Genomic DNA, 26,187 nt, shown 5'->3' with positions numbered 1-26,187 from the left:
AGTCACGAACCTCTCGGGGAAACGTAGTCTCACCGTATTTCCCACCCAAACCGACGCCAGACCGCACTGAAGGGCATGATTTCTCACCGAGAACTACATAGCAGTATGGTCTACTATTACAAACTGATTAATTCGGGAGGAAACTAGATCGGCTTGAAGCCCGACTCCCAGGTAAACTGCTTCGGCTCTAGACCTGACCACATGAACACAGACCCTCAGTTCGGTACCGACGTTGAAGCACAACACGAACGGTTCGAAGCCGACAGCTATGGAGAGATATACATTGTCGGCGATGTTCACGGAAGCCGGAAAATCCTTGAACAACTCCTTTCAAAGCTCGAGTTAGCTGAGGACGATCTTGTCGTCTTTGTTGGTGACCTCGTCCGAAAAGGACCGGACAGTGCTGGTGTTATTGACCTCGTCCGTGAGGATTTGCGTCTCGTCAGCGTCCGCGGAAACAACGAGCAGAAGATAGTGCGCGGCGACAAGAACCCGGACTGGCTCCGCGAGGGCGATCGCGAGTATTTCGAATCACTTCCGGTTGCCATCTCGTTCGACGACGTGCTCGTTGTCCACGGTGGTATCGATCCCCAACGGCCGCTCGCAGACCACACCGTCGAAGAGTTGTTGACGATGCGTTCCCCGCACGGTGATGGGTATGACGGACCGTTCTGGTACGATGATTACGACGGACCCTACCGCGTCTTCTTCGGCCACACCGTTCATGACCATCCGGTAGAGCGGGAACACGCCGTCGGTCTCGATACCGGCTGCGTCTACGGCGGAACGCTCACCGCGTACGACTACCGGAACGACGAATTCCTCACCGTAGAGGCGAAGACGCACCAAGAACGCGCCAACTCGAAAATTGTCGATCCCGCCTGAGAGACTCCACTTAGAACTCCTAATAGATAGAGTGATAACACAGTGTTCTGACCGGAATCACTCGTACTCGGTCTGAAGCCGATTCCGTGCTCCGTCACGCGTTTTGAAGTATCGTCGTTCACCCTCCGCCGTCCGAACAGCCCAGTCGTACGTCTCGCTATCGGGACGATACCAGTGATCGGAGTATGCGTCAAACACAGACACGCTTCCCCCGTCCGAGTGGGTCCGTATTTCATCGGCATCGGGAACGGCCCCGTCCGACGCCTCGGATCTAGCGTCTGTCTCGATTTCCGTGACATCCTCAATGAGAAGCGCTTCCTCGATCAGATCCGTATCGACGATCATTCCCGGACCGTAGCCGCGGTCGAGTGCCGCTTCCGTAGCTGCCATCAGTATCTCTTGGATGTCTCGAACCGGATCGTCGTCGGAAGAGACCGACTCGTAGGTTCCGTCGCTCTCGCATCACCCATCGACGGCGGTTATCCGTTAGCGACGCCTCCAGAATGAACCGGAGCTGTTCGCGCAGTTGCGTGTCTTCGACCGGCGTGACCGCTTCTACTCGATAGTCGAGATTCCGGGTCATCCAGTCGGCGGACCCGATGTACCACTCGGGACTGCCTCCGTTCTCGAAATAGAATATCCGAGCGTGTTCGAGGAATCGGCCGACGATCGAGTGGACGCTGATATTCTCGCTGAGTCCTTCGATACCGGGGCGGAGTCGACAGATGTCTCGAACGATCAAGTCGATCTCGACACCAGCCATCGAGGCACGATAGAGCTCCTCGACCATCGACGGGTCCTCAAGGCCGTTTATTTTGACCACAATCCGTGCCCGTCGGCCGGCACGAGCATGATCGGCCTCTCGTCTGACCATCTCCGTGAACCGCTCACGCATCGTGACGGGTGCGATCAAGAGCTTCCGGAAGCGATCGTCGAGTGTCGGTCCGGTAAAGAAGTTGAAGACCTTCGTGAGATCGAACCCAATGTCTCGATCGGCTGTCAACAACCCCACGTCGGAATACCCTTTCGCGGTCCCGGAATGGTAATTTCCGGTTCCGATGTGAGAGTAGAGCTGAACGCCATCGTCCTCTTGGCGCACGACGAGCGCCGTCTTCGTGTGAGTCTTCAACCCCACAGTCCCGTACGCAACGTGGATGCCCTCCTCTTCTAGTTGCCGAACCCATTCGAGGTTGTTTTTCTCGTCGAACCGGGCCTTGAGTTCGACCATCACCGCGACCTGCTTTCCGTTGTCGGCGGCATTAATGAGGCTTTGAATGACCTTCGAGTCGCTCGCCGTTCGATAGATGGCCGCTTTCACGGCGAGCACGTTTGGATCGGTTGCCGCCGCGTTGAGGAACCGCTGAACCGTCCCCTCGAACGAGTGATACGGGTGATGCGCGAGGATATCCCCGCTCTTAATTTCATCGAAGATACCCGTCCTCTCGTCCCTGGTGTCGCTCGTTAGTGGGCCCAGTCGCGGATGGGGCTTGGGTGACCACGCCGGGGGTTTGAGGTCCGGACGATCGAGGTCGATAAGCTCGAAGAAGTCCTCGAAGTCGATCGGTCCCTCACGGTGGAACACTTCTCGGTCGTCTACCCCGAGCTGATCTTTGAGAATCGCCAGCGACCCGTCGGGCATATCGGCGTCGACCTCTAGCCGAACCACCGTTGCGAAGCGTCGCTGTTCGATAACGTCCTCGACCATATCGACGAGATCTTCGGCGACCTCTTCGTCTCGCCGCACCTCGGCGTTTCGAGTCACCTTAAATTTCGAGACGTCACGAATGTCGAGATCCGGGAGTAATAAATCGAGATTACATTCGATGAGGTCTTCGATGAGAACGTACCTGTCAGCCTCGCCGGAAACGCTGATGAAGCGGGGTTGATTCGGAGGAATCTTGATCCGGGTGAACGTCGGTTCATCACTCCCGTTCGACGAGAGAACAGCGAGGGAAAGAGAGAGATTAGAGATAAACGGGAACGGGTGAGCGGGATCAAAGGCGAGCGGCGTCAACGTCGGAAGAATAGACTCCTCGAAGTATGTCCGTAGCTGTTCTTGATCTTCTCCGGACAGCTCATCGGGTGTCCGATATTTCGATTCCTTCGTCAACAAGCGTCGGTTTGAGAACGGATTGCCAGTATGCTGACTGCTGCCCAAAGAGCGGGCGTACAGTATCAAGTACTTCGACCCACTGCTCTTTTGGCGTCCGGCCGTCCGGCGTCGTCTTGGTCACACCGGCATCGATCTGCTGTTTGAGCCCGCCGACGCGCTTCATGAAGAACTCGTCGGTGTTCTTGGTGAAGAAGGCGAGAAACCGGAGCCGTTCGAGCGGCGGGTTCCGGTCGTCCATTCCCTCTCGGAGGACGCGCTCCTGAAACGCCAGCTCGGAGAGTTCCCTGTTGAGGTAGTACTCTGGGTCCGTGAGGTCTCTCTCGGTCACGGAATCACCCGCATGGACCGATTTCTGAATCTGCGAAATTGGAAGCGTCCTATCATCTCTGAGTCAGTGGAAAAGACACCTTACAAATGAGAGAGCAACACTCATCTTTCGGATACACCTGATTGTAGTTGGCTACTCCTCGACATCGAGTTAGAGAGACGAGATTTCAACTGACGATTCGGGTGCTGACAGAGAGCCTTCACCACCGGACAGGGAACCGTCCGGGAGCCATGTGTCGCCGCGTTCCGTCCACTCTTCGATCGGGAGTTGCTGATGATTCTCTGAGGGAACGACGATTTCAGTAGCGTTAGAAACTATCCCGTACTTTCGAATCGCCATTTTGGGTTCATTGTGATTGTGACCACGTAGATGGGTCTTCACGCGAGAGTACAGGTCCTGTTTTGAGTACTCGCTTCGTCGACCTTCGAGTGCGCGAACAGCGTTACAAATTGGACACCTGAGGAGCACAGCCGATTCCATGAGTAACCGGTGATAGGCTAACCACAAGAACCCCAATTAATAGTGATATATTTTAATATATAGCGGATAAAAAGATGGGTAGCTCTGTTGAAATCGTCTGTATTCAATACGTTTGCCCCGGTCAGCCCGGGGGCTCCGCCGACGCGTCGGCGACCGTCTGAAACTGCGTCGGGTCCCGGAGGAACTCCCTGCCCGCGTCCGCGATTGCCGACCGGTCGACGTACTCGACGCCGTCACCGTACACCGCTAGCACGGGGTCGTCTCGGAAGTCGCCGACCGGGCGGGACGAAACGCACTCTATCGCGACGTACGTCCCTCCCGGGAGGGTCGGCGCGTCGGCGTACGCCGGCGGGAGGTCGTCCCTGTGAACGCCCGCGAGCATGTGACCGGGGAGGATCACCATCGCGGTCCGGTAGCCGAACGCCGGCTGGGAGAGCATCCCGACCAGCAGGTACGTGAGGTCCTCGCAGTCGCCGCAGCCGTCGACGAGCGTCTCCTCGACGGTTCGGATGTAGTCCGACGCTCCCGTCGATTCCACGTCTCTCGCATATTCGAGTGAGTGGACGAGCCCGATCGCCCGTTCGAGACGGACCGACTCGGGAAGCGACCGCCGAGCGTACTCGTCCGTCGCGCTTGCGTCGGAGAGCGCCGCCGTGAGCCGCTCGGCGTGAGCGCTCACCTTCGCCGCTTCGAAGCCGCTCAGGTATCCGTGCGCCTCATCGACCGCCTCTCTGTACGCGGACCGCTCGACCGGAAACTCCAGGCGCCACTCCCGCCCGGGCCGGTCCGTCCACTCGTAGGTCATCGCGTAGCCGTCCGCGGTCCGTTTCCGAGAGACCGCACCCCCCGGGTCGGTAGGCGTCGGCCGCACCGGCTCGCCCGCAGAAAGGGACAGCACCACGGACCATAGGTCGGACGGCTCGACGACCGAGGTAACGACGGCCCCGAGGGCGACTCGGTCCAGCGCGGTGTCGAGGAACTTCCGCCGTTTCACGCCCACCGAGGAACCACCTCGGCCTGGTTCCTCACCGTCGGGGTCCGAGCCGGCGTCGATCGAACCGTCCGAGTCGGCGGTGGACGGGGCGTCGGAATCGAGCCGGGTCGGCAGCGTCGGGCCCCTCGACCGTCTCGCCCGCCGCGGTCGCGGTACATCCGGACAGTTATCGGAAGCATTCGGGCTTGACGATGGAATCGATGTCCACCGTCACCCACGCCGACAGCCGCTCGTCGTCGGTCGCGTCAGCCGGGAACACCGTGACCCGGTCGGGACCCGACGACCGCCTGTCGACCTGATGTACCAGACCGGTGAACGCGGGACCCACCGATTTCCGTCCAGTCGTCTCGTCGTTTGTCGGCGTCCAGTTGGTGTCCGTGGACATCTGTGGCTCGTTCGGACTATTCTGTGACCGCCGCTTGAACGCTTATAATAGGTGAACGGACGCGTCAGAAGCCAACCGGTGGGATACATACTCGTCGTGACCGGTCCGTTGTACCCGTTCTCGCTCGGGGGAGATGAGTCCTCACCGATATTTAAATCGTTGTTTTCTGTATTAAAATAACTCGGGTATGGCGTGCCCCGGACGGGACCCCGGGAGATGGGCGAGCGGAGGTAATTTCGCGTTTGAATCCGTCTCTGAGGTGCGATTCGAATTCGCTGCGGGGAGCCAGGCGGGCGGCACAACCTCACGGTCCGAACGAGACGAGAGGGCGTACTCGAACCGTTTCGGCTCGCCCGCTCGGACGTAGCGGAGTTGGGTCTCCCGAATGACTCCTTCCTCGTCGACGATCAGGTGCCCTTCGACGGCGGTGGCGTTTTGAACCACGACGCCGGTGACCACGTATCGGATCCGACGTTCGCCGTCGGCCCACACGGTTCGGACCGCGCGGAACTCGCCGACGGTCAGCACGTGGGAGACCACCGCCCACATTGAGTCGGCCGCTCGGAGTCTGGTCTCGGCTACCGAGCCGTTCGTCGCGTCGAAAGAGACCTGTCCGTTCCGGCCGCTGCGGCTGTACCGGACGCGTGAGTCGACGTAGATGTCGCTCCGAGTGACGTCCGAATACCCGTTGTGGACATCGAGCCGAAACCGGGTCCGCGTCGCGGTCGCCTCGTACTGGTAGTCGGCGTACGCGCCGGGACGGAACCGTTCGAGAGCGACTCCCGACACCGGCTGCGTCCCAAGGTACGCGACGGAGCGCTCGCGGGCCGTCGTGATGTCGATCTCCGATCGGGAGAACCCCTCGGGGAACTCGTCGTCCGCGAAGGTCTCGTCAGGGGTAACGCTCGAGTTCGACGGGGAATCGGTCGGCGGGGATTCCGCCGGCGAAGCCGGGCCTCCGGGAACGATACCTCCGCATCCCGCGAGAACCACGAGGAGGGCGATCACGGTCGCGGCGGAAACTCTACGAGCCACATCTTCGTGTTGTGGTCTCTCATGATGAAACGACTGACCCCCCGAATTGACGACCCCGACCGCGCCGGTCGTCCGATCCGACCGGTCGCCCGGGACGGGTCGGCGGTCCCGTCGACCGGGCGTCAGTCCCCGCTCGGATCGCCGGAGACGCCTTCGCGCGCCGTCGCGACCGCCTCGTCGACGCGCCCCCACGCGACGGGGGGACTGACGGCCGCCAGCTCCGTTTCGAGCGCTTCGAGCCGGTCGGCGAACCGGGCGTCTAAACTCGGTCGGTCCGCGAGCGCCTCGGCGTTCGCCGCCGCCTCGTGCTCGACCTCGTCGATCCGGGTCTCGATATCGTCCGGGAACGAGACCCCCTCGCCCTCCGCCCACGTGCGGAGGTCGGCCGCTTCCGCCCGGAGGTCGGCGACGGCGACCTCGAGGACGCGCGTCTGGACGGTCGCGTCGAACCAGCGCTCCTGCTCGGGGGCGTCTGCGGCCCGAAGCGCCTCGACGGTCTCGGCGACGGCCGCGGCGGACTCCTCGGCGCTCTCGACTTCGTCGACGAGCGCGTCGTGTCGTCTGTTGGCCGAGCTGAGCCACGCTTCGAACGCTTCGAGCTCGGTTTCGAGGTCGTGAGCGACTCGGACGATCTCCCGTGCGCCGGTCGTGATCTCGTGGAGGTCGACCGCGGCCTCATAGACGTCCGCGGCCGAGTCGAGGTCGTCCGCCGCCGATCCGAGCTCTCCGCCGAGCGCCTCGACGTCCGCCCGGAGGTCGGCGAGCCGCTCCTCGAACGCGCGTCGTCGGACGGCGACGATATCGAGGTCCGGGACGTCGGCGGCGGCGTCGCTCGCGCTCTCGTGGGCGCGCGTCGCGAGGTCCACGCGCGTCTCGGCGGTGGCGAGTACCTGGGAGACGTCGGTAACGGTCGCCTCGACCGCCGCGGGCGTAACCGCCCCGTCGTCGGTGAACGGCTCAAGCCACGTGCGAATCGATTCCGGGTCCTCGCCCGTCTGGTCGACGGCGGTCTCGACCAGTTCGTCGAGTGGGGCCTCTACCGGCGCGGATTCGGTCATACACCGCCGTTTTTCACAGGCTGGTGTATACCTTCCGTCAGAACAGATCATTTGCGGCCGGTACCCAACGGAACGGTACGGAGAGATATGTAGGAGTAACGATTGTACATACCAGACCGGTCCGGTACTGCGTTTCTGTGATTTATACGTACCTCATCATACCAGAAATATAAACCACCTTATTAGATACTCCAGACTCTTCAGGTGATGTCCGACCGGAACTGGGCCGACGGTAGTGTATCGCGGCGGAAAGTCCTCATCACCTCGGGAGCGCTCGGGGCGGCCGGCCTGGCCGGCTGTAGCGGACAGAGCAACGACGGTGGCGACGGTAGTAGCGGCGGCGGCAATAGCGGCGACGGTGGCGACGGCGGCGACGGTGGCGACGGCGGCGACGGCGAGGACAGCAGCTCCAGCGGTGACAGCTCGCTACTCAACGCCGAGGGTTCGTCGACGGTGTACCCGATCTCGAACACCGGCAGCTCGTACTGGAACTCCAACGCCCCGTCGAGCGACGGCGAGTACTGGGGTGCGAACGACGAGGGGTCGGTCCCCGGCTGGGACGAGCTCTCGTCCGACGGCGCCGACGGCATGCTCATCGCCGACTACTTCGCCTCGAAGTTCGGCTTCGAGCCGACGGAGCAGCGCTCCGAACCGCCGTTCCCGACGACGGTCGGTCTGAGTCACTCGGGGACCGGCTGTGAGGCCGTCACCGAGGGGCTCGTCGACATCGGTAACTCCTCGGGCCCGATCACGGCCGAGCTCGGTTGGAGCGAGGAGGAGGCGCAAAACAGGGTCGTCGACAACGTTGTCGGTCGCGACGGCCAGCCGGTCGTCGTCAGTTCCGACGTCTCGGACGCCGGCGTCAGCCAGCTGACCGGCGATCAGATCCGTCAGATCTACCAGGACGAGATCACGAACTGGAACGAGATCGACGGTATCGACTACGACCAGGAGATCTACGCCATCGGCCGCGCCGAAGGATCCGGCACCGACACCTCGTTCCGGCTGAACATGCTCGGCGGCGCCGACGCCGCCATGCCGGGCGTCGACACCCGATTCGGGCAGAACCAGCAGGTCGCGCAGGCGGTCGCCCAGAACGAGGGCGCCATCGCGTACATGGCGCTGGCGTTCACGAGCGACCAGGTCACGCCCATCGCGATCAACTTCGACGGAACGCTGTACGAGACCAGCCGAGACGCAGAGAACACGATTTTCGACAGTAGCTACCCGCTCAACCGCGACCTCCACATGTACACGCTCATCGATGAGAGCAACCCCGACGGCGGCGGGTACGACCGGCGGGAGGCGGCGTTCGTCAACATGTTCCTCAACGAGTTCGGACAGACCGTCTTCGTCGAGGGGAACAACTACATCCCGCTCCCGACGAGCGACCTCGAATCGATGAAAGAACAGGTCTCGTCCGTCGCCACGGAAGACCTCCTCACGCCGTAGCGCGACCCGATCTCCGGTCGCGCACCGCGACACGATCCGTCGCGGTGCGCGCAGACTACCGCCCAGCTGTCGACCGTGCCCCCGGACACCCTGAAACACCAATTTCTACGAGACACCCAAAACGCAAATGCCACTCATCCCAAAGCCATGGCACCAGTAACGGACTCCCAGAGCGGACGAATACACGGCGCTATCAGCGGGCAGATCCGCAAGACGCGAGAGTTCGTCGACCAGACCGAGCCGGCCGCGCTCGCGATCATCTCGGTGATGGCGCTGTCGCTCTTCGGCGCGCTCGTCGGGTTCCTGGCCGTGTCGGACTGGACGATTGTCCCCTTCGTCGCCTTCCTCGCCTCGTCGGCGGTCGGCTGGTTCCGCTACCAAGAGGAAACGGCGTACGTCATCGCATTGATGATGACGGTGTCGACGATCCTCATCCTCGGACTGATCGTCGTCTTCATCTTCCGGGAGTCGATCCCGGTGATCCAGTACGAGAGCGCGACGGTGTACGGGTTCACGGTTCCCGGACTCAGGATGTTCATTGAGTCCAACTGGGACGCCGTCTCCCCGCCGATCCGGTACTCGATGGTGCCGATGATCCACGGAACGGTGATGGTGACGCTCATCGCGTCCGCCGTCGCCGCGCCCTTGGGGGTCTCGGCGGCCCTGTTCCTCTCGGAGATCGCCCCCGCCCCCGTTCGAGAGGTCGTCAAACCGGGCGTCGAGATCCTCGCCGGCATCCCCTCGATCGTCTACGGGTTCATCGGGTTCACCGTGTTGAGTCCCTGGGCCTCCGACCAGTTCCAGACGACCGGACAGGGGTCGTACCTGTTCGTCGGGATCGTCGTCGGACTGATGGCGCTGCCGACCGTCGTCTCCGTCGCCGAGGACGCGCTGAGCAGCATTCCCGAGTCGATGAAGAGCGGGTCGCTGGCGCTGGGGACGACCGACTGGCAGACGATGACCTCGATCACCCTGCCGGCGGCGTTCTCCGGCGTTTCGGCGGCGGTCCTGCTCGGCGTCGGGCGGGCCATCGGCGAGACGATGGCGGCCACGGTGATGCTCCGCGGCGTGCCTCGTCTCACGGAGCCGCTGGCCAACGTCTTCTACGGAATGGAGACGCTGACCTCGATCATCGCTCGGAACTACGGCGAGGCCGACGGTCTCCAGATGGACGCGCTGTTCGTCGCCGGCGTAATCTTGTTCATCACCGTCCTCGTCATCTCCGTGGGCGCTCAGTACATCGAGTGGCGGATGCGACAAGCGACTCGGGGGTGAGATCTGATGGCCGGTGCGAGCCAGACTGGCGGGGAGCTGATCGAAGAGGAGACGACCGAGACGGACGCCGTCGCCGGGGTCGCCGTCGTGATCTCGGCGGTCCTGTTCGTCCTCGCCATCACGGCGATGTTCGGACGGATCAGCCTCAGCGGAACGGTCGCCAGGGTACAGACCCTGACGCTGCTCGGCGGCCTGCTGACCGCGCTGGGCGTCGCGGTGATCGCCTTCGGCGTCGGGTCGCGGTTCGGCTACGTCCAGACGGACCCCGACCCGAGCGCCGGTCTCGTCGCCGGGTTCGGCGCCGCGATCCCGTGGGTCGTAATCGGCGGCGGCGTGGTGAGTGAGACGCTCGACCTCGGCCCGACGATCGGCGTGATCGGCGCCGTCGTCGCCGGCGGCACCGCCTTCGCGGTCACCGTCCTCCCGCGCGAAGACGTCGGGTCGACGCTTCCCCTCGGGAGTCTCCTCGCGCTGATAGGACTGGTCTTCCTGACGGGCGTCATCGGCCCGGAGTGGGTGTGGCGGCTCGACTGGGCGCAGCAGGCGTCGATCACCGCCGGGTTCCTCGTCCCGACGGCGACGCTGTTCAGCGCGCTGTACGGCGGGTGGGCGTCGGCGAAGGCGTACGGCGGCTTCGGCGCTCGCGGCCGTCACATGGGCGCGTACGTGCTCGTCTACCTGAACGCGCTCTCCATCGTCGCCTTCCTCTTCATCCTCGTCGCCTTCGTGGTCGTCCAGGGGGTCCCCGGCCTGCTCAACGGCGCCGAGTTCGGCTTCGGCACCGGACCGCAGGCGACGATCCTCGGCGTGTCGGTCACGCTCCCGGTCTCCGTTCCGTTCGTGATGAACGGGGTCGCCCTCTTCAACGACTTCCAAGGCGTGCTGCCCGCCATCGTCGGCACGATCTGGCTCGTGATCGGGGCCGTCCTGCTGGCGGTTCCGCTCGGGGTCGGCGCGGCGGTCTTCCTCACCGAGTACGCCGAGCGCGGCCGGTTCACGCAGGTCGTCGAGGTCGCCACCAACGGGCTGTGGAGCACCCCGAGCATCGTCTTCGGGCTGTTCGGGTTCGCCTTCCTCATTCCGCGGTTCGGCAACGGGAAGTCGCTGCTCTCCGGGATGATCACGCTCGGCTTCATGCTGCTACCGCTCGTGGTGATCACGTCGCGCGAGGCGATGCTCTCGGTCCCGGACGAATACCGCGACGCCAGCGCCGCGCTCGGCGTCACGAAGTGGCAGACGATCCGGAGCGTCGTCCTGCCGGCGGCGCTCCCGGGCGTCGTCACCGGCGTCATCCTCGGCGTGGGCCGCATCGCGGGCGAGACGGCCCCGATCCTGCTGACGATGGCCGGCGGGACGTTCGTCCCCGGCTCGCAGACGGTCGACGTCCTCGGCAGCTTCCAGTTCACGTCGGCGCCCCCGTTCGTCGCGAACCCGGCGCTCCTGGAGGCGACGTCGGCGCTACCCTACCAACTGTACGCCCTCATTTCGGCCGGCGTGGGCGCCAGCAGCAACGTTGGCAACGCGGACGAGTTTCGGTGGGCGACCGCACTGATCCTCCTGATCATCGTCCTGTCGTTTTACGCGATCGGGATCGCAACGCGCTACTACTTCCGCCGCCGGCTCCGCCACACCTGATCAAAAATGAGCGAGAACCAAAACCCACAGACCCAGACGGACACCGCGACGACAGGCACCGACCAGCCACTCACGACGACCACCGGCGAAAGCGTCGAGCAGACGCGAGACGAGTGGCGAGAGTACGAGTTCGAGGGCGAAGCCAAGATGACCGTCGAGAACCTCGACGTCTACTACGGCGACGACCACGCCCTGAAAGACGTCTCGATGGAGATCCCCGAACAGAGCGTCACCGCGCTGATCGGTCCCTCCGGCTGCGGGAAGTCGACGTACCTCCGGAGCCTCAACCGGATGAACGACCGGATCAGCTCCGCGAAGATCGACGGCACGGTCCGCTTCGACGGCCAGGACATCTACCAGGACGGCGTCAACCTCGTCGAACTCCGGAAGCGGGTCGGAATGGTGTTCCAGTCGCCGAACCCCTTCCCCAAGTCGATCCGACAGAACATCGCGTACGGCCCGGAGAAACACGGGGACATCGACACGGGCCTGCTCGCTCGGCTGTTGAACAGGAGCGACGACGAAGAGCGCGATCGGCTCGTCGAACGCTGTCTCCGCGACGCGGCGCTTTGGGACGAGGTGAACGACCGGCTCGACGACAACGCGCTCGGTCTCTCCGGGGGACAACAGCAGCGGCTCTGCATCGCTCGCTGCCTCTCCGTCGACCCGGAGATCATCCTCATGGACGAGCCCGCGTCGGCGCTCGACCCGATCGCCACCGCGAAGATCGAGGACCTGATAGAGGACCTCTCCGAGGAGTACACGGTCGTCATCGTCACGCACAACATGGAACAGGCCGCGCGCATCTCCGACCAGACCGCGGTCTTCCTCACCGGCGGCGAACTCGTCGAGTACGGCGAAACTGATCAGGTGTTCGAGGACCCGAACAGCGAGCGCGTCGAGGATTACATCAGCGGGAAGTTCGGGTGATCGCCGTGCCCCGCAAAGAGTACCGCGAGTCGCTGGCCGAGCTGCGGTCCGAGGTCGAGTCGATGGGGACGGCGGTGCTCGATCAGCTCTCCCGGGCGCTCGACGCGCTCGAACGCGACGACCACGAACTGGCCCGCGAGGTGATCGACGGCGACGAACGGATCAACCAGCGGTACCTCGACCTCGAAAGCGACTGTATCGACCTGATCGCGCTCCAACAGCCCGTCGCCTCGGACCTCCGATTCGTCGCCGCGTCGTTCAAGATCCTCACGGACTTAGAGCGGATCGGCGACCTCGCGACGAACCTCGCCCGGTACGCGCTCGCCGGTAGCTCGGACGAAATCGTGGAGGTCCAGATTCAGACGATCGGTGAGACGGCCCGCGGACAGGTCCGGGAGGCGCTCGACGCCTACGTCGACGCCGACTCCGCGGCGTGTCGAGCGATCGCCGAGCGCGACGACGAGCTCGACGCCTCGTGTCAGAACGCCAGCGAGGCCGTCGTTCGCGAACTGATCGCCGGCGAGTCCGACCGCTGGGAGATCGAGCGGCTGCTCGACGACGTGTCGCGGCTGCTGCTCACGATCCGCGATCTGGAGCGGGTCGGCGATCACGCCGTCAACATCGCCGCGCGGACGCTGTACATGGACGACGGCGACCCGAAACTGATCTACTGACCATGGAGACGAGGAAACTACAGGAGGTCGGCGGCGGTACCTTCACCGTCTCGATTCCGAAGGAGTGGGCCACGAGCCACGGCTTCGAGGTCGGGATGGAGCTACAGCTGTACACGCATCGTGACGGATCGATCCTCATTCGATCCTCGGACACGGATGTCGACTCGCTGGACGCCGCGACGATCGACATCGGTGACGTTGGTCCCGAGGCGGTCCGGCGCGCGGTTCGAACGGCTCACGCGGTCGGGTTCGAGACAATACGGCTGCGTCGGGCGGGTGCGTTTTCCGACGCGGAGCGCAAGGCCGTCCGGTCAGCGGTTCGGGGTCTGGTCGGGACGAACGTTCTCAGTGAGTCGGACGACGAAATCACGATCAGACATCTCCTAGACGCCTCATCCGTCTCCGTGCGTCAGTCGATCGTACAGCTCCAGTACACGGTCGTCTCGCTCCTCCGCGACGCGACCGAGGCGTTTATCGACGCAGTTGACACAGACGCGAGAATTCGTGACCGTGCTGACGAAGCGCGCCGCTCCGTGCAAATGGTCACGCGGCACTTCTCGCGGTCGCTGATCTCTCACGCCGAGCTCGACGCGCTGGACGTCTCTCGGCCGGAACTGTTCGCCTACTACGAGGCCGGAAACGGTCTCGAAACCGTCATAGACCAGGCGACTCGGATCGCAGACACCGGGGAGAAACTGCCCGAGCCGGTTCCAGATGACGTGGCCAAAGACCTGTGTACCGTGGCCGACGACGTTGCGGGCGCCATCGATGACGCGGTAACCGCTATCCTTGACGGCGACCTGACGACGGCGAGACAGGCGCGGGGCCGACACGAAGATGTCATCAAAGACATCGAGGTGATCGAAGGACGGCTGTACGACGGTACGCTCTCGTGGTCGGTGTCCACGGCGGTCGGACTGTCGACCGCACTCTCTCATCTGCGACGAGCGGCCGATTCCGGTCGATCTGTGGCCGACACCGCCGCGATGGCTGCGATTCGCACCGAAAATATCGATTTCTGACTCTCCAGACTACCCGGACGTTCAGCGGCTGTTCGGGGAGGAACTTGTCGCACGCGGCTGGCGATTCAATCGCGTCGAGCGCCTCATTGGAGCCCACTCGATCATCGGCGATGATGTCGGTCGCCCTCTTGAGGAACACTCCGTGGATATTCGCCGAGCTGTCATTGGACTCCGCTTCGGTCACGATTTTCGCTTCTGATCGGTAGTGATCCGACGTCCGCTCTCTGCCGTGTCCATCGGTCCTCTCCCTGCCACGCTCGCGGCGACGCTGCCACTAGACGGTCGCTGTCGGTGATCGCCGTCGATCGAGCATGATAGCGTCAACCATTAGCCAATCGGCAGCCGATACTCTCCTGCCCGTTTCACTCCACGGACGCCGTCTCCGACAGCAGTTCGTCGAATAGCTCGATGACCCGTCTCTCGATTTCGTCGCAGATCTCGCGGACCTCCTCGATTGGACACTCGTGCGGGTCGTCGAGCCCCCAGTCGCGGCTCTCGCCGTTCCACGTCGCCGGGCAGACGTCCGACGCCGAACAGCCCATCGTGACGACGAGATCGACCGCCTGTAGCTCCTCGGGCGTCACCTCTCGCGGCGTTCGGTCACTGAGGTCGATATCTCGCTCACTCATCGCCTCAACGACGCTGTCGTGAACGCGGTCGGCGGGTCGCGTCCCACCGGTGATGATCTCGATCCGATCGCCCGCCTCGCGGCGGTCTCGTTCGCGCTCCGCGAACGCTGCCGCCATCTGGCTCCGTCCCGCGTTTTGTACACAGACGAACGCGACTCGGTGGGTCGACTTACCGGTGTGGTGGCTCACAGTTCGGGATGCGCGCGGCAGCAGTATAGTCGTTACTCGAAACCGAGATATAACGCTATAGAGCGGTATAGAGCGAAGAAGCGATTCCGGCGAACTAGCCCGATGCCGGGTGTCGTCGCCTGCGTGACATCCCTGTTTGTGGACTCCCGAAGGAATCTGCGCCATACCGACATGGGCACCCTCTCAAACGACCGGTACAGCGTTGAGGGAGCGGGAAATGCTGTCCGAGCCAGCTGTGACATGCTTCCAGCCGGGAAATTCGTGGCCAGTCGGATCACTCACCGCCGTTGGACTGGCGGCACGGCGCTTTTGAGCCAGCGACATGGTTACTTAACGAAGCAGAAGAGTAGGTTGGACACATTCGGCTCTTCCGCTTCGCTTCCTCCTTTCGAGCGACACTATCCCGTCGCACTCTGCGGATTCAGCAGAGCAGTAGATTCCTATCTCGGTTGCTCGGGTGGTGAACCTGAACGGTCAGAAAGTATATCAGGCGGTTCTCACACAGGACGGGCTGATGGCAAACCCGGAGTCCCCGCAGGACGCGTATGTCGCGGCAAATCGCACACACTGGGAGCAGATGGTAGCAGATCACCCAGACATCGAGTCTGCTGACTCCGTTGAGGCGTTCTTGAACGGCGACTCGGCGTTGCTCCCGGTCCAGCGTGACGAGTTGGGCGCCGTGGAGGGAAAATCACTCCTCGATTTACAGTCACATCTCGGCGTCCGAACGCTCTCGTGGGCCCGGGAGGGAGCAACAGTGACCGGCGTCGATATCTCCGCCGAATCCGTCGCTGTCGCACGAGAACTCGCCGCTGAAGCCGGGCTGGCGGACCGCGCGGAGTTCATCCAAGCGAACGTCCTCGATCTGCCGACCGCCCACGACGAGCGCTACGACGTCGTCGTCACGAACTTCGGCGTCCTCTGTTGGCTGCCGGATATCGACGAGTGGGCGTCGGTCGTCGCTGCGCTGTTGAAGCCGGGCGGCGTCTTCTACCTGGCGGAACACCACCCGATCGCGACGGCGCTCTCGGATGATCTTGGTGCTGACGACGACCCGATTACAATCGAGAACCCGTACTTTTCGACTGAGACGCCGGCCACGTCGTCGGATGAGCCACCGCACAAGTGGACGCACGGACTGGGTGAAATCCTGACTGCGCTCATCGAGGCGGGTATCGACCTCGAATTCGTCCACGAGCATCCGTTTTCGGTGATTCAGCGCGCGCCAGAGATGGTTCAAGACGCGGACGGAACCTGGCGATTTGAATCCGATGTCGATCTCCCGCTCCTTGTAACCGTGAAGGGCACACGTCGCTCTGACGACACGTGAACGGACTCGGGAGCCAACTCCGCGACACGCGCCTTGCTTGCCTGGCGAGACAAGCTAAGATCCGATAGTCGAACTCGGCGACGGGCAGTTCCTCGGACACCCGTTCGGGGAGGAGGAAGGTGATATCGGTCCAGCGAACTACCGAGCAGCCTGAGAGCGCCCATTCGAGAGGCGTCCCATCACGACGAACCGAGGAGTGTCATAAAAATTATAGTAGCCAAACGGCCTCAGTCAGCGGGCTATACCTCCGTAGCTGGTGCCCCGCCTGGAAGCTCGGGGATGGACAGGTCCACGCGGCGGAGTAGCTGTGCGTTGATCGCGACGATTACGGTACTCAACGACATCAGAAGCGCACCCACAGCCGGGGACAGCAGAATTCCGATCGGTGCCAACACGCCTGCTGCAAGCGGAATCGCGAAGACGTTGTAGCCGGCCGCCCAGACGATGTTCTCCTGCATCTTCCGGTAGCTCGCCGTGCTGAGCTTCACGAGTCGGGCCACATCCAGCGGGTTGTTCTGGACGAGGATGACGTCGGCCGACTGGACCGCGACGTCGGTGCCGCTTCCGATCGCGATGCCAACGTCAGCCCGGGTCAGCGCCGGTGCGTCGTTGACGCCGTCGCCGACCATCCCCACGAGCTTGCCCTGGTCCTGAAGCTCCTGAACTTTCTCGTCTTTGTCCTCGGGGAGGATCTCCGCGAACACCGTGTCGATGCCCAGTTCGTCCGCGACGGCGTTAGCAACGTCTTGGGAGTCGCCAGTCAGCATTGCCACCTCGATGCCCAGATCGTGGAGGGTGTCGACGACACGGAAACTCTCCGCACGGATTACGTCAGCCATCGCGAACGCGGCGATCAACTCTCCGTCGCGAACGAGATACACCACCGTCTGGGCGTTCTGTCCCGCCTCGTCAGCAAAGCGCTGGAGATGGTCGGGTATCTCGCTATCGAGTTGGGTCAACAGGTTCGGCCCGCCGACGTACACCTCGTTTCCGCCGACGTTCGCGCGAACTCCTCGGCCTTTGATCGCCTCGAAGTCGGTCGCGTCAGGCGCGGTGAGATCCTGCTCGGCGGCGGCCTCGCGGATGGCTCGCGCGATCATGTGTTCGGAGTCGCTCTCGACGGCTGCCGCCAGCGCGAGAGCGTCGACTTCCTCCACGCCCTCGACGGTTGCCATGTCGACGACGCCGTGTTCGCCTTCGGTGAGCGTCCCCGTCTTGTCGAAGATGATGGCGTCCAGATTTCGCGCCTCTTCCATCGCGATGCGGTCGCGGACGAGCATCCCGTTTCGAGCCGCCAGCGACGTGTTGATCGCGACCACGAGGGGGATGGCGAGCCCGAGGGCGTGCGGGCAGGCAATGACGAGGACCGTCACGACGCGCTCGATGACGGTCGCGTCGAACGAGACCGCGAGCGTCCACGCGACGGCTGTCAGGACTGCCGCCCCGAGCGCGACGTAGAACAACCAGCCGGCCGCGCGGTCGGCCAGCACCTGTGTTTTTGATTTGCTCTGCTGGGCCTCCTCGACGAGCCGCATGATGCCCGCGAGCGTCGTCTCCTCGCCCGTCGCCCCGACGCGGACGCGGAGGCTGCCGTCGCCGTTGATGGTCCCGCCGATGACCTCGTCGCCGGGGTCTTTCGAGACCGGTTTCGACTCGCCCGTGATCATCGACTCGTTGACGTCCGAATCACCCTCCTCGACGATGCCGTCGGCGGGCACGCTCGCACCCGGCCGGACGAGTACGAGGTCGCCCTCGGAGAGTTCACTCACCGGAACCTCCTCGGTGTCACCGGACTGCGTCCGGTTGCCCGCGGGACTCCGTCCCGCGCTGTCACCGTCCTCTGTGATGCGCTCGGCGGTATCGGGCATCAGTTTCGCCAGTTCGTCCACCGCGCTCGAGGCCCGGCGTACGGACCGCATCTCGATCCAGTGGCCCAACAGCATGATGTCGATCAGCGTGACGAGCTCCCAGAAGAACGCCGACTGCGTGGGGAAGATCACGCTCGCGAGACTGTAGACGAACGCGACGGAGATTGCCATCGAGATCAGCGTCATCATCCCCGGCGCACGGTCTTTCAGCTCCGGGACCGCCATCTTGAGGAACGGAACCCCACCGTACGCGAAGACGATGACCGCGAAGACGGGGTTGATCCACTCGCTACCCGGGAACGAGGGGACAGAGAACCCGATCCACTCTTGCAGCGTTTCGCTGTACAGGAGGACGGGGATCGACAAAAGGGTCGAGACGAAGAAGCGCCGGCGGAACATCTGCTCGTGGCCCTCGTGGCATCCCGCCATGCCCCTCACCGTGGCCCTCGTGTGAACCGTGGTCGTGTCCTTCGCCCTCGTGTCCAGCGTGCTCGTGCTGGTGGCTGCTGTCGTCCTGCTGGTGTTCCCCTCCCGGGGGATTTTCAGTTGTATCTTTGTGGTCGTCCATAGCTCAGATTCTCTGTAGAGGTGGAGCAGCCGACCCCCTGAATCTTCGCCCCTGAAACTGTACAGCACACTTGCTGTGGGCGAACGTGGCGTCGGCCCTCGTAATCACGGTCTGGGGCGAACGTGGCGTCGGCCCTCGCAATCACGGTCTGGGGCGAACGTGGCGTCGACCCTCGTAATCACGGTCTGGGGTGACCGGTCGCGCTTTGGATGCTCAGCCGGCTACCGTGCGTCACGTCGCTGTGCGCCGGGTTCATGGGTGAACCCGACGGTGACTCGCCGGCCCGTGCTGACCGAGGGTAATCTCTGAGCTGTAGACCGGATCGCCGATAGATCACTCCTCGAAGAGCGTCGGATCAAATGGCGTCGCGTGCTCCCAGTAGTCCGAAAACGTCTCTGCGGCCCAGTCGCGAACCGCCGAGTCGTCGGTGTGGATCGCCGCGCGGAGGATCCCACCCTCGTCGCGAACGAGTAGGTACACCGTGTTGTCGGCGATCGTGACTGAAAGCGGTACGTTCCCGTCGGCGACTCGAATCGCTGCGTCGTCGTGGGCGGCGAGCGCTCGCACCTGCGCCCAAAGCTGATCCTCGGCTGCGAGGGCCTCGAGCGTGCTTGACGAGAGCACGGCCTCGAATGTTTGGTGGCCTCCGGTGACCCCACTATGGGCTGTCGCGAGGCTCTGCTCGTTTAGCGTATGCGAGACCGCACGCACGGTCCTCGCACCGTCCATGCCCTCAAGAACGCGCTGAAGGGGCGCGCTTGGTCGAGTCCGACTCGGTACTGTGACCGTCGCGTCGGCGAGATGACGGAGGTCGAATCCGAATTCTGCCGTGGGAAGATACGCGACCACATCACGGAGTTTGCCCTCAGTCTCCAGTACGGCGACGAGGTCGTCGATCCCGTCTGCCACCAGCTCCCCCGTAGCGGTTGCGACGTGTTTCCCTCCCTCCCGCGTGACCCACGACCGCTCAGCGAAGTCTTCGAGGATGCGACCGAGCGTCGCCTGTGACGCCCCGGTCGTCGCCGCGAGTTCTCCTCGAGTATGGGGCCGGGTCGCCAGCAGCTGGAGTACCTCAACGCGGTTACTCGAGCGGGCGAGAAACTCGATCTCTTCGAGCGGCGCCTCCATACACGGTTCTATCCCCTCGCGGATAAACCGGCTTCGCTCCCCGCGTGAGTTTCACGTCATGAAATGCTGTCACTATGGGCGAACGTTTCTCAACGCCGAATATTTTCTGAGTTTCGTTATATGTCTGGGTGACTTTCGTTGAATTGTGACTGAGATGCTGCCTCCAATTGTCCGTTCGCGTGACAGTAAGACTGAGGTGTTACGGTAACGTGTTCACTCGACGGTCTGCTTTGCTGTTTGTCGTCTCTGCGCTGTTGTTCGGCGGGACGTTCGTTGCGGCGAAGACCGGCCTCGCACACCTGCCACCGCTGTTCTTCGTCGCCGTTCGATTCGATATCGGGGCCGTCGTCCTCGTCGTGTTCGCGATGACGCACCTCTCGCGTGCGGAACTCCGTCCGCGGACCGTCGGCGACGTCGCCGGAATCCTCGCGACCGGCGGGCTGGTGATCGGACTGACGAACGCGCTGCTATTCGTCGGCCAACAGTACGTGACGAGCGGAGTGGCAGCCGTCATCTTCAGCCTGAATCCGATCTTGACACCGGTGTTTGCCGGTCTCCTGCTTACGAATAGTCGACTCTCCCGCCGCGCCGTCGTCGGGATGGGGGTTGGACTGCTCGGTGTCATCCTTGTGGCGAATCCGTCGCCGTCGGCGATACTCGGTGGTGGGTTGGGCGTCCCGCTCCTCTTTGCGGCCGCGGTGACGAGTGCGTTCGGTGCGGTGGCGATTCGCCGTGCCGATGCGACGTTGTCGAGTACCGCCCGCACCGTCTGGGGGGTTCCGCTGGCTGCTGTCCTCTCGCACGTCCTCAGTGTCGGCGCTGGTGAGTCTGTGGCCTCGCTCTCGGTGCCGCCTGTCGCGGTCGCCGCGTTACTGTACGTCGGTGTGTTTTCGGGCGCTATCGCGTACCTCGCGTACTTTGCGTTAATCGACGAGACCGATGCGACCCGAGCGAACCTGTTGTTCTACTTCGTGCCGATCGTATCCGCAGTGGGCGGATGGGCGCTGCTCGGAGAGACCCTCTCCGTGCTGTCGCTCGCAGGATTCGGCGTGATTTTCGTTGGCTTCCTGCTTGTCAGTGGTCTCTCTGTTCGGGTATCGACGATCATCCGCTCGGTGGCCCCGAAACGGTTCGTCGAGGATAGATCCGCTTGACCGGTTTCTCTCATCGATGGCAACAGCTACACGAAGACGACGTCGTCGCGGAGTACCCCGACACTCCCGCCGGTGTTGTCCGGTACGGGCTCGATCAGTTGACCGGCGATTCGACGGACTCGAACGATTACCGGCCTGCGAAGCGTCTGTTCAGGCATAGCCACCGAAGAAGGCGCAGAAACGACCTCCCCGCTTGACGACGAGATGGAGGACATCCGGCGGGAACTGGTTCGGCGGGTCACGGCGGACGACCGCGATACGAACCGGGACATCTACGACGCTCTCGAAGACGCATAGCGAACGCGGTTCGACGCATCTTTCGTCGTTGGCGGCGACCTCCGCGTGAATGAGTCGCTCCCGGACGGCCGGCCGCTTTTTGTTGTTGTGTGCAGTGTGGGGGACGGCGTTCATGGCGACGGACGTCGGGCTCGTAAACCTCCCCGCGGTCCCGTTCGCCGCCGTGCGCTTTGACGTCGCTGCCGCGCTGCTGTTCGCCGCCGTGCTCGTCGCCGGCGTGGACATCCGCCCCCGGACTCGGGATGACTACGTCTACGTGCTCGTCGGTGGCGCGCTCATCATCGGCGCCCATCACGCGTTTCTCTTCGCCGGCCAGCAGTACGTCACGGGCGGTGTCGCCGCAGTGCTGTTGGGTCTCGTTCCCGTGGTGACACCCGCGCTCACGCGGCTCGTCGCCACCGACGAGGAGTTCACCGCCGCCACCGCGCTCGGCGTCTCCCTTGGGTTCGTCGGCGTTGTCATCATCGCCAACCCCGACCCGGCAAACCTCGCGGACAGCGTCTTCGGTGTCGCGCTCGTGCTCGCCGCCGCGCTCGCGTTCGCCGTCGCCGCAGTCGTCACCCACAGCCGCTCGCCGTCGATGCCGTTCCTCTCCACGCAGGCGTGGATGATGGCCGTCGGGGCGGTCGTCCTTCACGCCGCCGTGCTCGTCCTCCCTGGCCAGTCGTTCGCGACCGCCACGTGGACGCCGTCCGCGCTCGGCGCACTCGCGTACCTCTCCGCGGTCGCCGGCGTCGGCGGCTTCCTGCTGTACTTCACGCTCCTCGAGGATCTGGGTCCCATCGAGATGAGCTTCATCGAGTACGTGATTCCCGTGTTCGCGGCGCTGGCGGGCTGGATCGTGCTCGGGCAGGAAGTGACGCCCGCAACTGTCGTCGGATTCGTGTTCATCCTCTCGGGGTTCGTCGCCGCGAAGTGGCGGGCGCTCCGTGGGACTTAGTTGGTCTCGATGATTTCGACATCGAACGTCAGCGTCTCCCCGGCAAGCGGCGGGTTGAAATCCGCGCGGATGACATCCTCGTCGACGTGGATGATTTCGCCTTGGCTGCCGTCTTGGGCTTCAAGATAGGCTCCCTCCTCAGGGAGCTGTCCACCGAGCATCTCTCGGAGCTCTTCAGTCTCAAACTCCTCAATATTCTCCTCGCTGGGCTGCCCGTAGGCCTTCTCCGGCGGGATGGTCAGCGTCTCTGTCTCGCCAGCTTCCAATCCGAGTAGCCCTTCCTCCATCCCCTCGATCACTTGTCCGCCACCGATTTCGACCGTCAGCGGTGTATACTCGCGGTCGGGCTGCGCTTCGGCAAGGCCGGCTTCCTCGGCGACTGACTCCTTGGAGGTGTCGAACACGGTCCCATCGCCTAGTTTGCCAGTGTACTCAAGCGTCACAGAATCGCCAGTAGTTATCGACATACGCACACAAGACGTGCCACACGGAAAGGCTGTGGCATTCAGCATAATACAAGCTGGAGCCTCCGACCTCAAGGAGCGAGCGAGTAGGGTGGGGTAGTTTACTTTCCAGGAAAGGGCTTGAACCCCCGTTCTTTCACAGGTGTCTTGGTTGTCCGAGTTGGGTGACTCGGTGGTCTAGTTTCTGTCGGAAGGCAGTCTAGACATCTGTGTGGGTTATTTTCCGGGGTTCTTCATCTTCTTCATCATCTCCTTCTTGCGTGTGTTTGAACTGCTTCCACACCAGATTTGCGACGAATCCACCGAGTGCGGTTCCAATTGCGGCAGATGCGATGCTTGGAAGCATATCAGCACATTTGCGTATTTTACAGAAACTCTTGGGGCAAGGACTACTCCTTATATGTACACAGAGAGGAGGAATCGGGCTATCATGCTTTCCGGGCGGAATACGAAACTACCCTCTGAGGAACTGTCTACCGGTTCTTCGTAGAGAAGGGGGCCCACATTTCCATCAACCGTTCACAAGTTGAGATTCTCCCCTTTTTATTGGGAGGATGGTGTTGCCCCAATGTTTAAATATCGCTCCGAGTTTCACACATCCTCTCATCACAACCCACTCAGGCGATCCCCAGATGATATGGAGACTAAATCCTCCTGAAATATCCCGTGTATCTCCAGTAGTCAAATAGTATAGGAAACTTCCATCTAGTTATGAGTACAACATACCATATTTGTATTCCTATTCAGTAGGATAATTTATGTGTTGTCTCAAAATAGCTCACGTGCTTAAGTAGGTCATGGGCAAATATGAGACAACACGATAGATGAGATAGAGTTACGGATTCTCTCCGATCTCGATTTACCAAAGACCAGACAAGATCTGTCTGATGAATTGGATTATCTCGAATCAACGGTCTCACGAGCGCTCGGAAGCTTGGAACGGCTCGATCTTGTTTATAAGGAGGAGGTCGGCAACCAGACGATTGCCAAACCAGTGGACGCTCGGTGTGTAGAGGTGTTTCAGTCGCTCACAAAATCGAACCCACACGTTGACTTCCCCATCTGCTTACGTCGTCGATGTTGAACGTGTTGTACTATCTCAGTAGTGAGGAACAGTGGACCGCGGCTGAGCTCACCGAACGCACCGGGCACGCCCGCGCTACGATCTATCGGAATCTTCGAACGCTAACGAATCGAGCGATGGCGACGAAGGAACACAGTCGATACAAACTTCGAGAGGAGTTCAACGGGCTCCATCTCTTCGCATCCAAGCTCCGTCACCACGTTCATCGCGTCCGGATCAAACTAAAGAGTGACGTGCCCGAAACGGGAGTCTGCGACCGGGCGAACGTGACACCGGGCGTTCTCAACGAACACTACGACCGGCGGAGTCAACGTGAGAAAATGGAGCAGCGTCGAGGGTATCTCGACAATATTTGAAGCACACTCGCTGGCTACCAGTAATTACCAATGGTTATTTAATTATCAAAATATGTTATTGATCTGTCTCGGTGAAATCCCCAGCTGTATGTCCTCGCCGGAAAGCGGGACGCTGTCGCCGGTACGTGATACGGTCCCCGGCGTGTGTTAGTCACAGGCAACAGAACTGGCGATCCGGCGTATAGAACCTCCCGCTACTAGGGTGGTCTCCGGAGCGACAAATAGATCTCTTAGTTACACTCAAGCGCTGTGAGGGTCGTTCTGCTAACATGAATCCACTGACGGACGGGGTCGCCGAGTCACTACCTATCGACCGAATGATCCCCGCACGGGCACAGATACCAGAGGACCCGAACCCGGGGAACTACATCGTTGTCGACGTGGCACAGTTCTCAACAACCGTTCCCGAACTGTTCGCCAACGGTGCTGAATACATCCACATAACCGAAGACCGGGGCGATGAACCGGCGTTCAAACGGGACAATCCCCGAGCGAGGATCGGCGGGGGCTCCGGTCCAGAGTATCAGGGTGAACCCGGTTACGATTTCTTCAACTCCCCCAGTTTCGTCCAAGACGTCGACGTAGCGGGACGTCCGACGGCGATGACGTCCACGAACGGCGGCAACGCAGTCACCGATCTCCGACTGGCCGGGAGCGACGACGTCGATATCTACGTCGGCGGGCTGACTAACGGCGTCGCGCTGGCCGACCATCTCCGTGAACGGGACGGGAAGACGTACTTCGTTGCCGCCGGCTCCGGCGGCAAACCGTCACCGGAAGATGTCGCCGGCGCCCTGTTCATCGCCCGGCATCTGTTCGAGGACCCGCCGACTGACCGCGAACTGTCGGTCTACCTCGAGATGGTCGAGTTCTCAAAGGGACCAAAATATGAACGCAGACCCCGAATCAAGCGAACCGACCTCTACGAATACGCGCTGGACGTGGATAGCCGTGACGTCGTACCGAAACTCGACGGACAGAAGCTCTACAACGTGTCCAAGGATAGTTGATGCAGACAGATATCCACACGCATACGACCTTCTCAGACGGCTCCGATCTCTCGACGATGGTCGGGGCGGCCGAGGACGCCGGGCTCAACGGGATCGGATTGACTGACCACTGTATCGTGACCGCCGATGCGTTCGGTCGGCGGAGCAAATACGACCTCGTAGAAACCTACGAGCGTCGACGCGAACTCATCGAGACAGTACGCACGGATGTTGACGTGTCGCTGTACGACGCCACCGAGATGAGCTACGTGGAACGTGATGTCGACGCGATCCGGGAGTTCTTGAGAACCGCCGACTTCGATTACACCGTCGGTAGCGTCCATTTTGCCGGCGAGTACGACTACACCAGCGACGCACCGTACGTCGACGTGAGCGCCGAAGCCCGCCGGGCGGCGGTCGAACGCTACTACGACGCCGTCGTTTCGCTGGTAGAGTCCGAATTGTTCGACGTGCTCGGACATCTCGACCTCCCCGAGCGACTGGAGACGCTGCGCGGCCACTCCCGCCCGAACGATTACGACCGTGTCGCTACAGCGCTGGCCGCCTCGCGGACCGTTCCAGAGGTCAACGCGGGCCGGATCAACCGATCGCTCGGGCGTCTCCACCCGAATCCGTCGATGTTCTCTCGGTTCGAGGACCACGGCGTCGAGTTCGTCCTCGGAAGCGACAGCCACCGCCCCGACGAACTGACCGACCGGGTTCCGGCGCTTCAAGCAAGCATTGACGATGCGACTATCGAACTCGTCGAGATCAACGAGGTGCTTGCGTAGCCCTCTGGATCGGATCTTCGAAGGTGAATTATCGAGCAATGAGACGGACGGGTGGACGGGCACCGATCGATCCGGAACACCTCAAGCGAGCGTCGAACCCGGAGGCCACGACGCGGAAGATCGGTCGGATCTGC

General features: G+C 62.4%; 22 protein-coding genes and 2 pseudogenes. 13 read left to right on the top strand and 11 right to left on the bottom strand.

The window, feature by feature from the left end:
• The first annotated feature begins 201 nt into the window (after positions 1 to 201).
• Positions 202 to 885 carry a metallophosphoesterase family protein gene (locus ACODNG_RS09505; protein ID WP_434523085.1) on the top strand — a complete coding sequence of 228 codons (684 nt, stop codon included), beginning with the start codon at positions 202 to 204 and terminating at the stop codon, positions 883 to 885.
• A 57-nt stretch (positions 886 to 942) separates the two neighbouring features.
• Here the strand turns inward: ACODNG_RS09505 and ppk1 are convergent.
• The 5 genes and pseudogenes from ppk1 to ACODNG_RS09480 all read right to left on the bottom strand — a co-directional run bounded on the left by ppk1 (position 943) and on the right by ACODNG_RS09480 (position 7,278).
• A pseudogene (gene ppk1 / locus ACODNG_RS09500) lies at positions 943 to 3,326 on the bottom strand (polyphosphate kinase 1).
• A 601-nt stretch (positions 3,327 to 3,927) separates the two neighbouring features.
• Positions 3,928 to 4,806, bottom strand: coding sequence for a hypothetical protein (locus tag ACODNG_RS09495; protein WP_434521118.1), 879 nt, complete (start codon positions 4,804 to 4,806; stop codon positions 3,928 to 3,930).
• Positions 4,807 to 4,966: 160 nt separating this feature from the next.
• Positions 4,967 to 5,185 (bottom strand): DUF7511 domain-containing protein, encoded by a 219-nt coding sequence (locus ACODNG_RS09490; RefSeq protein WP_434521117.1) that lies wholly within the window; start codon positions 5,183 to 5,185, stop codon positions 4,967 to 4,969.
• A gap of 171 nt (positions 5,186 to 5,356) precedes the next feature.
• Positions 5,357 to 6,220, bottom strand: coding sequence for a hypothetical protein (locus ACODNG_RS09485; protein WP_434521116.1), 864 nt, complete (start codon positions 6,218 to 6,220; stop codon positions 5,357 to 5,359).
• 122 nt (positions 6,221 to 6,342) lie between these two features.
• Positions 6,343 to 7,278 carry a halo transducer protein gene (locus ACODNG_RS09480; protein WP_434521115.1) on the bottom strand — a complete coding sequence of 312 codons (936 nt, stop codon included), beginning with the start codon at positions 7,276 to 7,278 and terminating at the stop codon, positions 6,343 to 6,345.
• A gap of 207 nt (positions 7,279 to 7,485) precedes the next feature.
• Here ACODNG_RS09480 and ACODNG_RS09475 point away from each other — a divergent pair, with 207 nt between their 5' ends.
• The 6 genes from ACODNG_RS09475 to ACODNG_RS09450 all read left to right on the top strand — a co-directional run bounded on the left by ACODNG_RS09475 (position 7,486) and on the right by ACODNG_RS09450 (position 14,266).
• Positions 7,486 to 8,730, top strand: coding sequence for a PstS family phosphate ABC transporter substrate-binding protein (locus tag ACODNG_RS09475; protein WP_434521114.1), 1,245 nt, complete (start codon positions 7,486 to 7,488; stop codon positions 8,728 to 8,730).
• A gap of 147 nt (positions 8,731 to 8,877) precedes the next feature.
• Positions 8,878 to 10,005: a phosphate ABC transporter permease subunit PstC gene (pstC, locus tag ACODNG_RS09470; protein WP_434521113.1), complete on the top strand. Its 1,128-nt coding sequence runs from the start codon at positions 8,878 to 8,880 to the stop codon at positions 10,003 to 10,005.
• 6 nt (positions 10,006 to 10,011) lie between these two features.
• Positions 10,012 to 11,640, top strand: a complete 1,629-nt coding sequence (gene pstA / locus ACODNG_RS09465; RefSeq protein ID WP_434521112.1) for a phosphate ABC transporter permease PstA — start codon at positions 10,012 to 10,014, stop codon at positions 11,638 to 11,640.
• Between the two features lie 6 nt (positions 11,641 to 11,646).
• Entirely contained in the window at positions 11,647 to 12,570 is a 924-nt protein-coding gene (pstB, locus tag ACODNG_RS09460) for a phosphate ABC transporter ATP-binding protein PstB (RefSeq protein ID WP_434521111.1), read from the top strand.
• Positions 12,567 to 13,244 (top strand): phosphate signaling complex protein PhoU, encoded by a 678-nt coding sequence (gene phoU / locus ACODNG_RS09455; protein ID WP_434521110.1) that lies wholly within the window; start codon positions 12,567 to 12,569, stop codon positions 13,242 to 13,244. Before pstB ends, phoU begins: the two co-directional genes overlap by 4 nt.
• A 2-nt stretch (positions 13,245 to 13,246) precedes the next feature.
• Positions 13,247 to 14,266, top strand: coding sequence for an AbrB/MazE/SpoVT family DNA-binding domain-containing protein (locus tag ACODNG_RS09450; protein WP_434521109.1), 1,020 nt, complete (start codon positions 13,247 to 13,249; stop codon positions 14,264 to 14,266).
• A gap of 362 nt (positions 14,267 to 14,628) precedes the next feature.
• Here the strand turns inward: ACODNG_RS09450 and ACODNG_RS09445 are convergent, their stop codons facing one another.
• On the bottom strand, positions 14,629 to 15,084 hold the full coding sequence (locus ACODNG_RS09445; RefSeq protein ID WP_434521108.1) for a low molecular weight phosphatase family protein: 456 nt from the start codon (positions 15,082 to 15,084) through the stop codon (positions 14,629 to 14,631).
• Positions 15,085 to 15,598: 514 nt separating this feature from the next.
• Here ACODNG_RS09445 and ACODNG_RS09440 point away from each other — a divergent pair.
• The gene (locus ACODNG_RS09440) at positions 15,599 to 16,414 is read left to right on the top strand and encodes a class I SAM-dependent methyltransferase (protein ID WP_434521107.1); all 816 of its coding nucleotides are present in this window, start codon (positions 15,599 to 15,601) and stop codon (positions 16,412 to 16,414) included.
• Positions 16,415 to 16,653: 239 nt separating this feature from the next.
• Here the strand turns inward: ACODNG_RS09440 and ACODNG_RS09435 are convergent.
• A pseudogene (locus ACODNG_RS09435) lies at positions 16,654 to 18,850 on the bottom strand (heavy metal translocating P-type ATPase).
• 333 nt (positions 18,851 to 19,183) lie between these two features.
• Positions 19,184 to 19,978: a helix-turn-helix transcriptional regulator gene (locus ACODNG_RS09430; protein ID WP_434521106.1), complete on the bottom strand. Its 795-nt coding sequence runs from the start codon at positions 19,976 to 19,978 to the stop codon at positions 19,184 to 19,186.
• 209 nt (positions 19,979 to 20,187) lie between these two features.
• On the opposite strand from ACODNG_RS09430, the gene ACODNG_RS09425 reads away from it, so the two are divergent.
• Positions 20,188 to 21,132: a DMT family transporter gene (locus tag ACODNG_RS09425; protein ID WP_434521105.1), complete on the top strand. Its 945-nt coding sequence runs from the start codon at positions 20,188 to 20,190 to the stop codon at positions 21,130 to 21,132.
• A gap of 150 nt (positions 21,133 to 21,282) precedes the next feature.
• On the opposite strand, the gene ACODNG_RS09420 is transcribed toward ACODNG_RS09425, so the two are convergent.
• A complete protein-coding gene (locus tag ACODNG_RS09420) occupies positions 21,283 to 21,543 on the bottom strand; it encodes a hypothetical protein (protein WP_434523113.1) in 261 nt (86 codons plus the stop codon).
• Here ACODNG_RS09420 and ACODNG_RS09415 point away from each other — a divergent pair.
• A complete protein-coding gene (locus tag ACODNG_RS09415; RefSeq protein ID WP_434521104.1) occupies positions 21,479 to 22,369 on the top strand; it encodes a DMT family transporter in 891 nt (296 codons plus the stop codon). The genes ACODNG_RS09420 and ACODNG_RS09415 overlap by 65 nt on opposite strands.
• Here the strand turns inward: ACODNG_RS09415 and ACODNG_RS09410 are convergent.
• Both ACODNG_RS09410 and ACODNG_RS09405 read right to left on the bottom strand, forming a co-directional pair.
• Positions 22,366 to 22,836, bottom strand: coding sequence for an FKBP-type peptidyl-prolyl cis-trans isomerase (locus tag ACODNG_RS09410; protein WP_434521103.1), 471 nt, complete (start codon positions 22,834 to 22,836; stop codon positions 22,366 to 22,368). The genes ACODNG_RS09415 and ACODNG_RS09410 overlap by 4 nt on opposite strands.
• Before the next feature lie 196 nt (positions 22,837 to 23,032).
• Complete coding sequence (locus tag ACODNG_RS09405; protein WP_434521102.1) at positions 23,033 to 23,179, bottom strand: hypothetical protein; 147 nt, start codon at positions 23,177 to 23,179, stop codon at positions 23,033 to 23,035.
• Between the two features lie 731 nt (positions 23,180 to 23,910).
• Between ACODNG_RS09405 and ACODNG_RS09400 the strand changes: the two genes are divergently transcribed.
• The 3 genes from ACODNG_RS09400 to ACODNG_RS09390 all read left to right on the top strand — a co-directional run bounded on the left by ACODNG_RS09400 (position 23,911) and on the right by ACODNG_RS09390 (position 26,053).
• The gene (locus tag ACODNG_RS09400) at positions 23,911 to 24,273 is read left to right on the top strand and encodes a helix-turn-helix domain-containing protein (RefSeq protein ID WP_434521101.1); all 363 of its coding nucleotides are present in this window, start codon (positions 23,911 to 23,913) and stop codon (positions 24,271 to 24,273) included.
• Positions 24,274 to 24,542: 269 nt separating this feature from the next.
• Positions 24,543 to 25,283, top strand: a complete 741-nt coding sequence (locus ACODNG_RS09395) for a 2-phosphosulfolactate phosphatase (RefSeq protein WP_434521100.1) — start codon at positions 24,543 to 24,545, stop codon at positions 25,281 to 25,283.
• Positions 25,283 to 26,053: a PHP domain-containing protein gene (locus ACODNG_RS09390; protein ID WP_434521099.1), complete on the top strand. Its 771-nt coding sequence runs from the start codon at positions 25,283 to 25,285 to the stop codon at positions 26,051 to 26,053. Before ACODNG_RS09395 ends, ACODNG_RS09390 begins: the two co-directional genes overlap by 1 nt.
• The last annotated feature ends 134 nt before the right edge of the window (positions 26,054 to 26,187 follow it).

This window comes from Halorubrum sp. AS12, assembly GCF_051122765.1.
Taxonomy (GTDB): domain Archaea; phylum Halobacteriota; class Halobacteria; order Halobacteriales; family Haloferacaceae; genus Halorubrum; species Halorubrum trapanicum.
The sequence above is the reverse complement of the archived record's forward strand: the minus strand, read 5'-3'. Positions and strand labels throughout refer to the sequence as shown.

Bases quoted from the DNA above. Each gene is read 5' to 3' on its own strand.
- ACODNG_RS09505 (WP_434523085.1), top strand. From the start codon at position 202: ATGAACACAGACCCTCAGTTCGGTACCGACGTTGAAGCACAACACGAA.
- ACODNG_RS09490 (WP_434521117.1), bottom strand. From the start codon at position 5,185: ATGTCCACGGACACCAACTGGACGCCGACAAACGACGAGACGACTGGA.
- ACODNG_RS09480 (WP_434521115.1), bottom strand. From the start codon at position 7,278: ATGACCGAATCCGCGCCGGTAGAGGCCCCACTCGACGAACTGGTCGAG.
- ACODNG_RS09475 (WP_434521114.1), top strand. From the start codon at position 7,486: ATGTCCGACCGGAACTGGGCCGACGGTAGTGTATCGCGGCGGAAAGTC.
- pstC (WP_434521113.1), top strand. From the start codon at position 8,878: ATGGCACCAGTAACGGACTCCCAGAGCGGACGAATACACGGCGCTATC.
- pstA (WP_434521112.1), top strand. From the start codon at position 10,012: ATGGCCGGTGCGAGCCAGACTGGCGGGGAGCTGATCGAAGAGGAGACG.
- pstB (WP_434521111.1), top strand. From the start codon at position 11,647: ATGAGCGAGAACCAAAACCCACAGACCCAGACGGACACCGCGACGACA.
- ACODNG_RS09450 (WP_434521109.1), top strand. From the start codon at position 13,247: ATGGAGACGAGGAAACTACAGGAGGTCGGCGGCGGTACCTTCACCGTC.
- ACODNG_RS09440 (WP_434521107.1), top strand. From the start codon at position 15,599: ATGGCAAACCCGGAGTCCCCGCAGGACGCGTATGTCGCGGCAAATCGC.
- ACODNG_RS09430 (WP_434521106.1), bottom strand. From the start codon at position 19,978: ATGGAGGCGCCGCTCGAAGAGATCGAGTTTCTCGCCCGCTCGAGTAAC.
- ACODNG_RS09415 (WP_434521104.1), top strand. From the start codon at position 21,479: ATGAGTCGCTCCCGGACGGCCGGCCGCTTTTTGTTGTTGTGTGCAGTG.
- ACODNG_RS09420 (WP_434523113.1), bottom strand. From the start codon at position 21,543: ATGAACGCCGTCCCCCACACTGCACACAACAACAAAAAGCGGCCGGCC.
- ACODNG_RS09410 (WP_434521103.1), bottom strand. From the start codon at position 22,836: ATGTCGATAACTACTGGCGATTCTGTGACGCTTGAGTACACTGGCAAA.
- ACODNG_RS09405 (WP_434521102.1), bottom strand. From the start codon at position 23,179: ATGCTTCCAAGCATCGCATCTGCCGCAATTGGAACCGCACTCGGTGGA.
- ACODNG_RS09400 (WP_434521101.1), top strand. From the start codon at position 23,911: ATGTTGAACGTGTTGTACTATCTCAGTAGTGAGGAACAGTGGACCGCG.
- ACODNG_RS09395 (WP_434521100.1), top strand. From the start codon at position 24,543: ATGAATCCACTGACGGACGGGGTCGCCGAGTCACTACCTATCGACCGA.
- ACODNG_RS09390 (WP_434521099.1), top strand. From the start codon at position 25,283: ATGCAGACAGATATCCACACGCATACGACCTTCTCAGACGGCTCCGAT.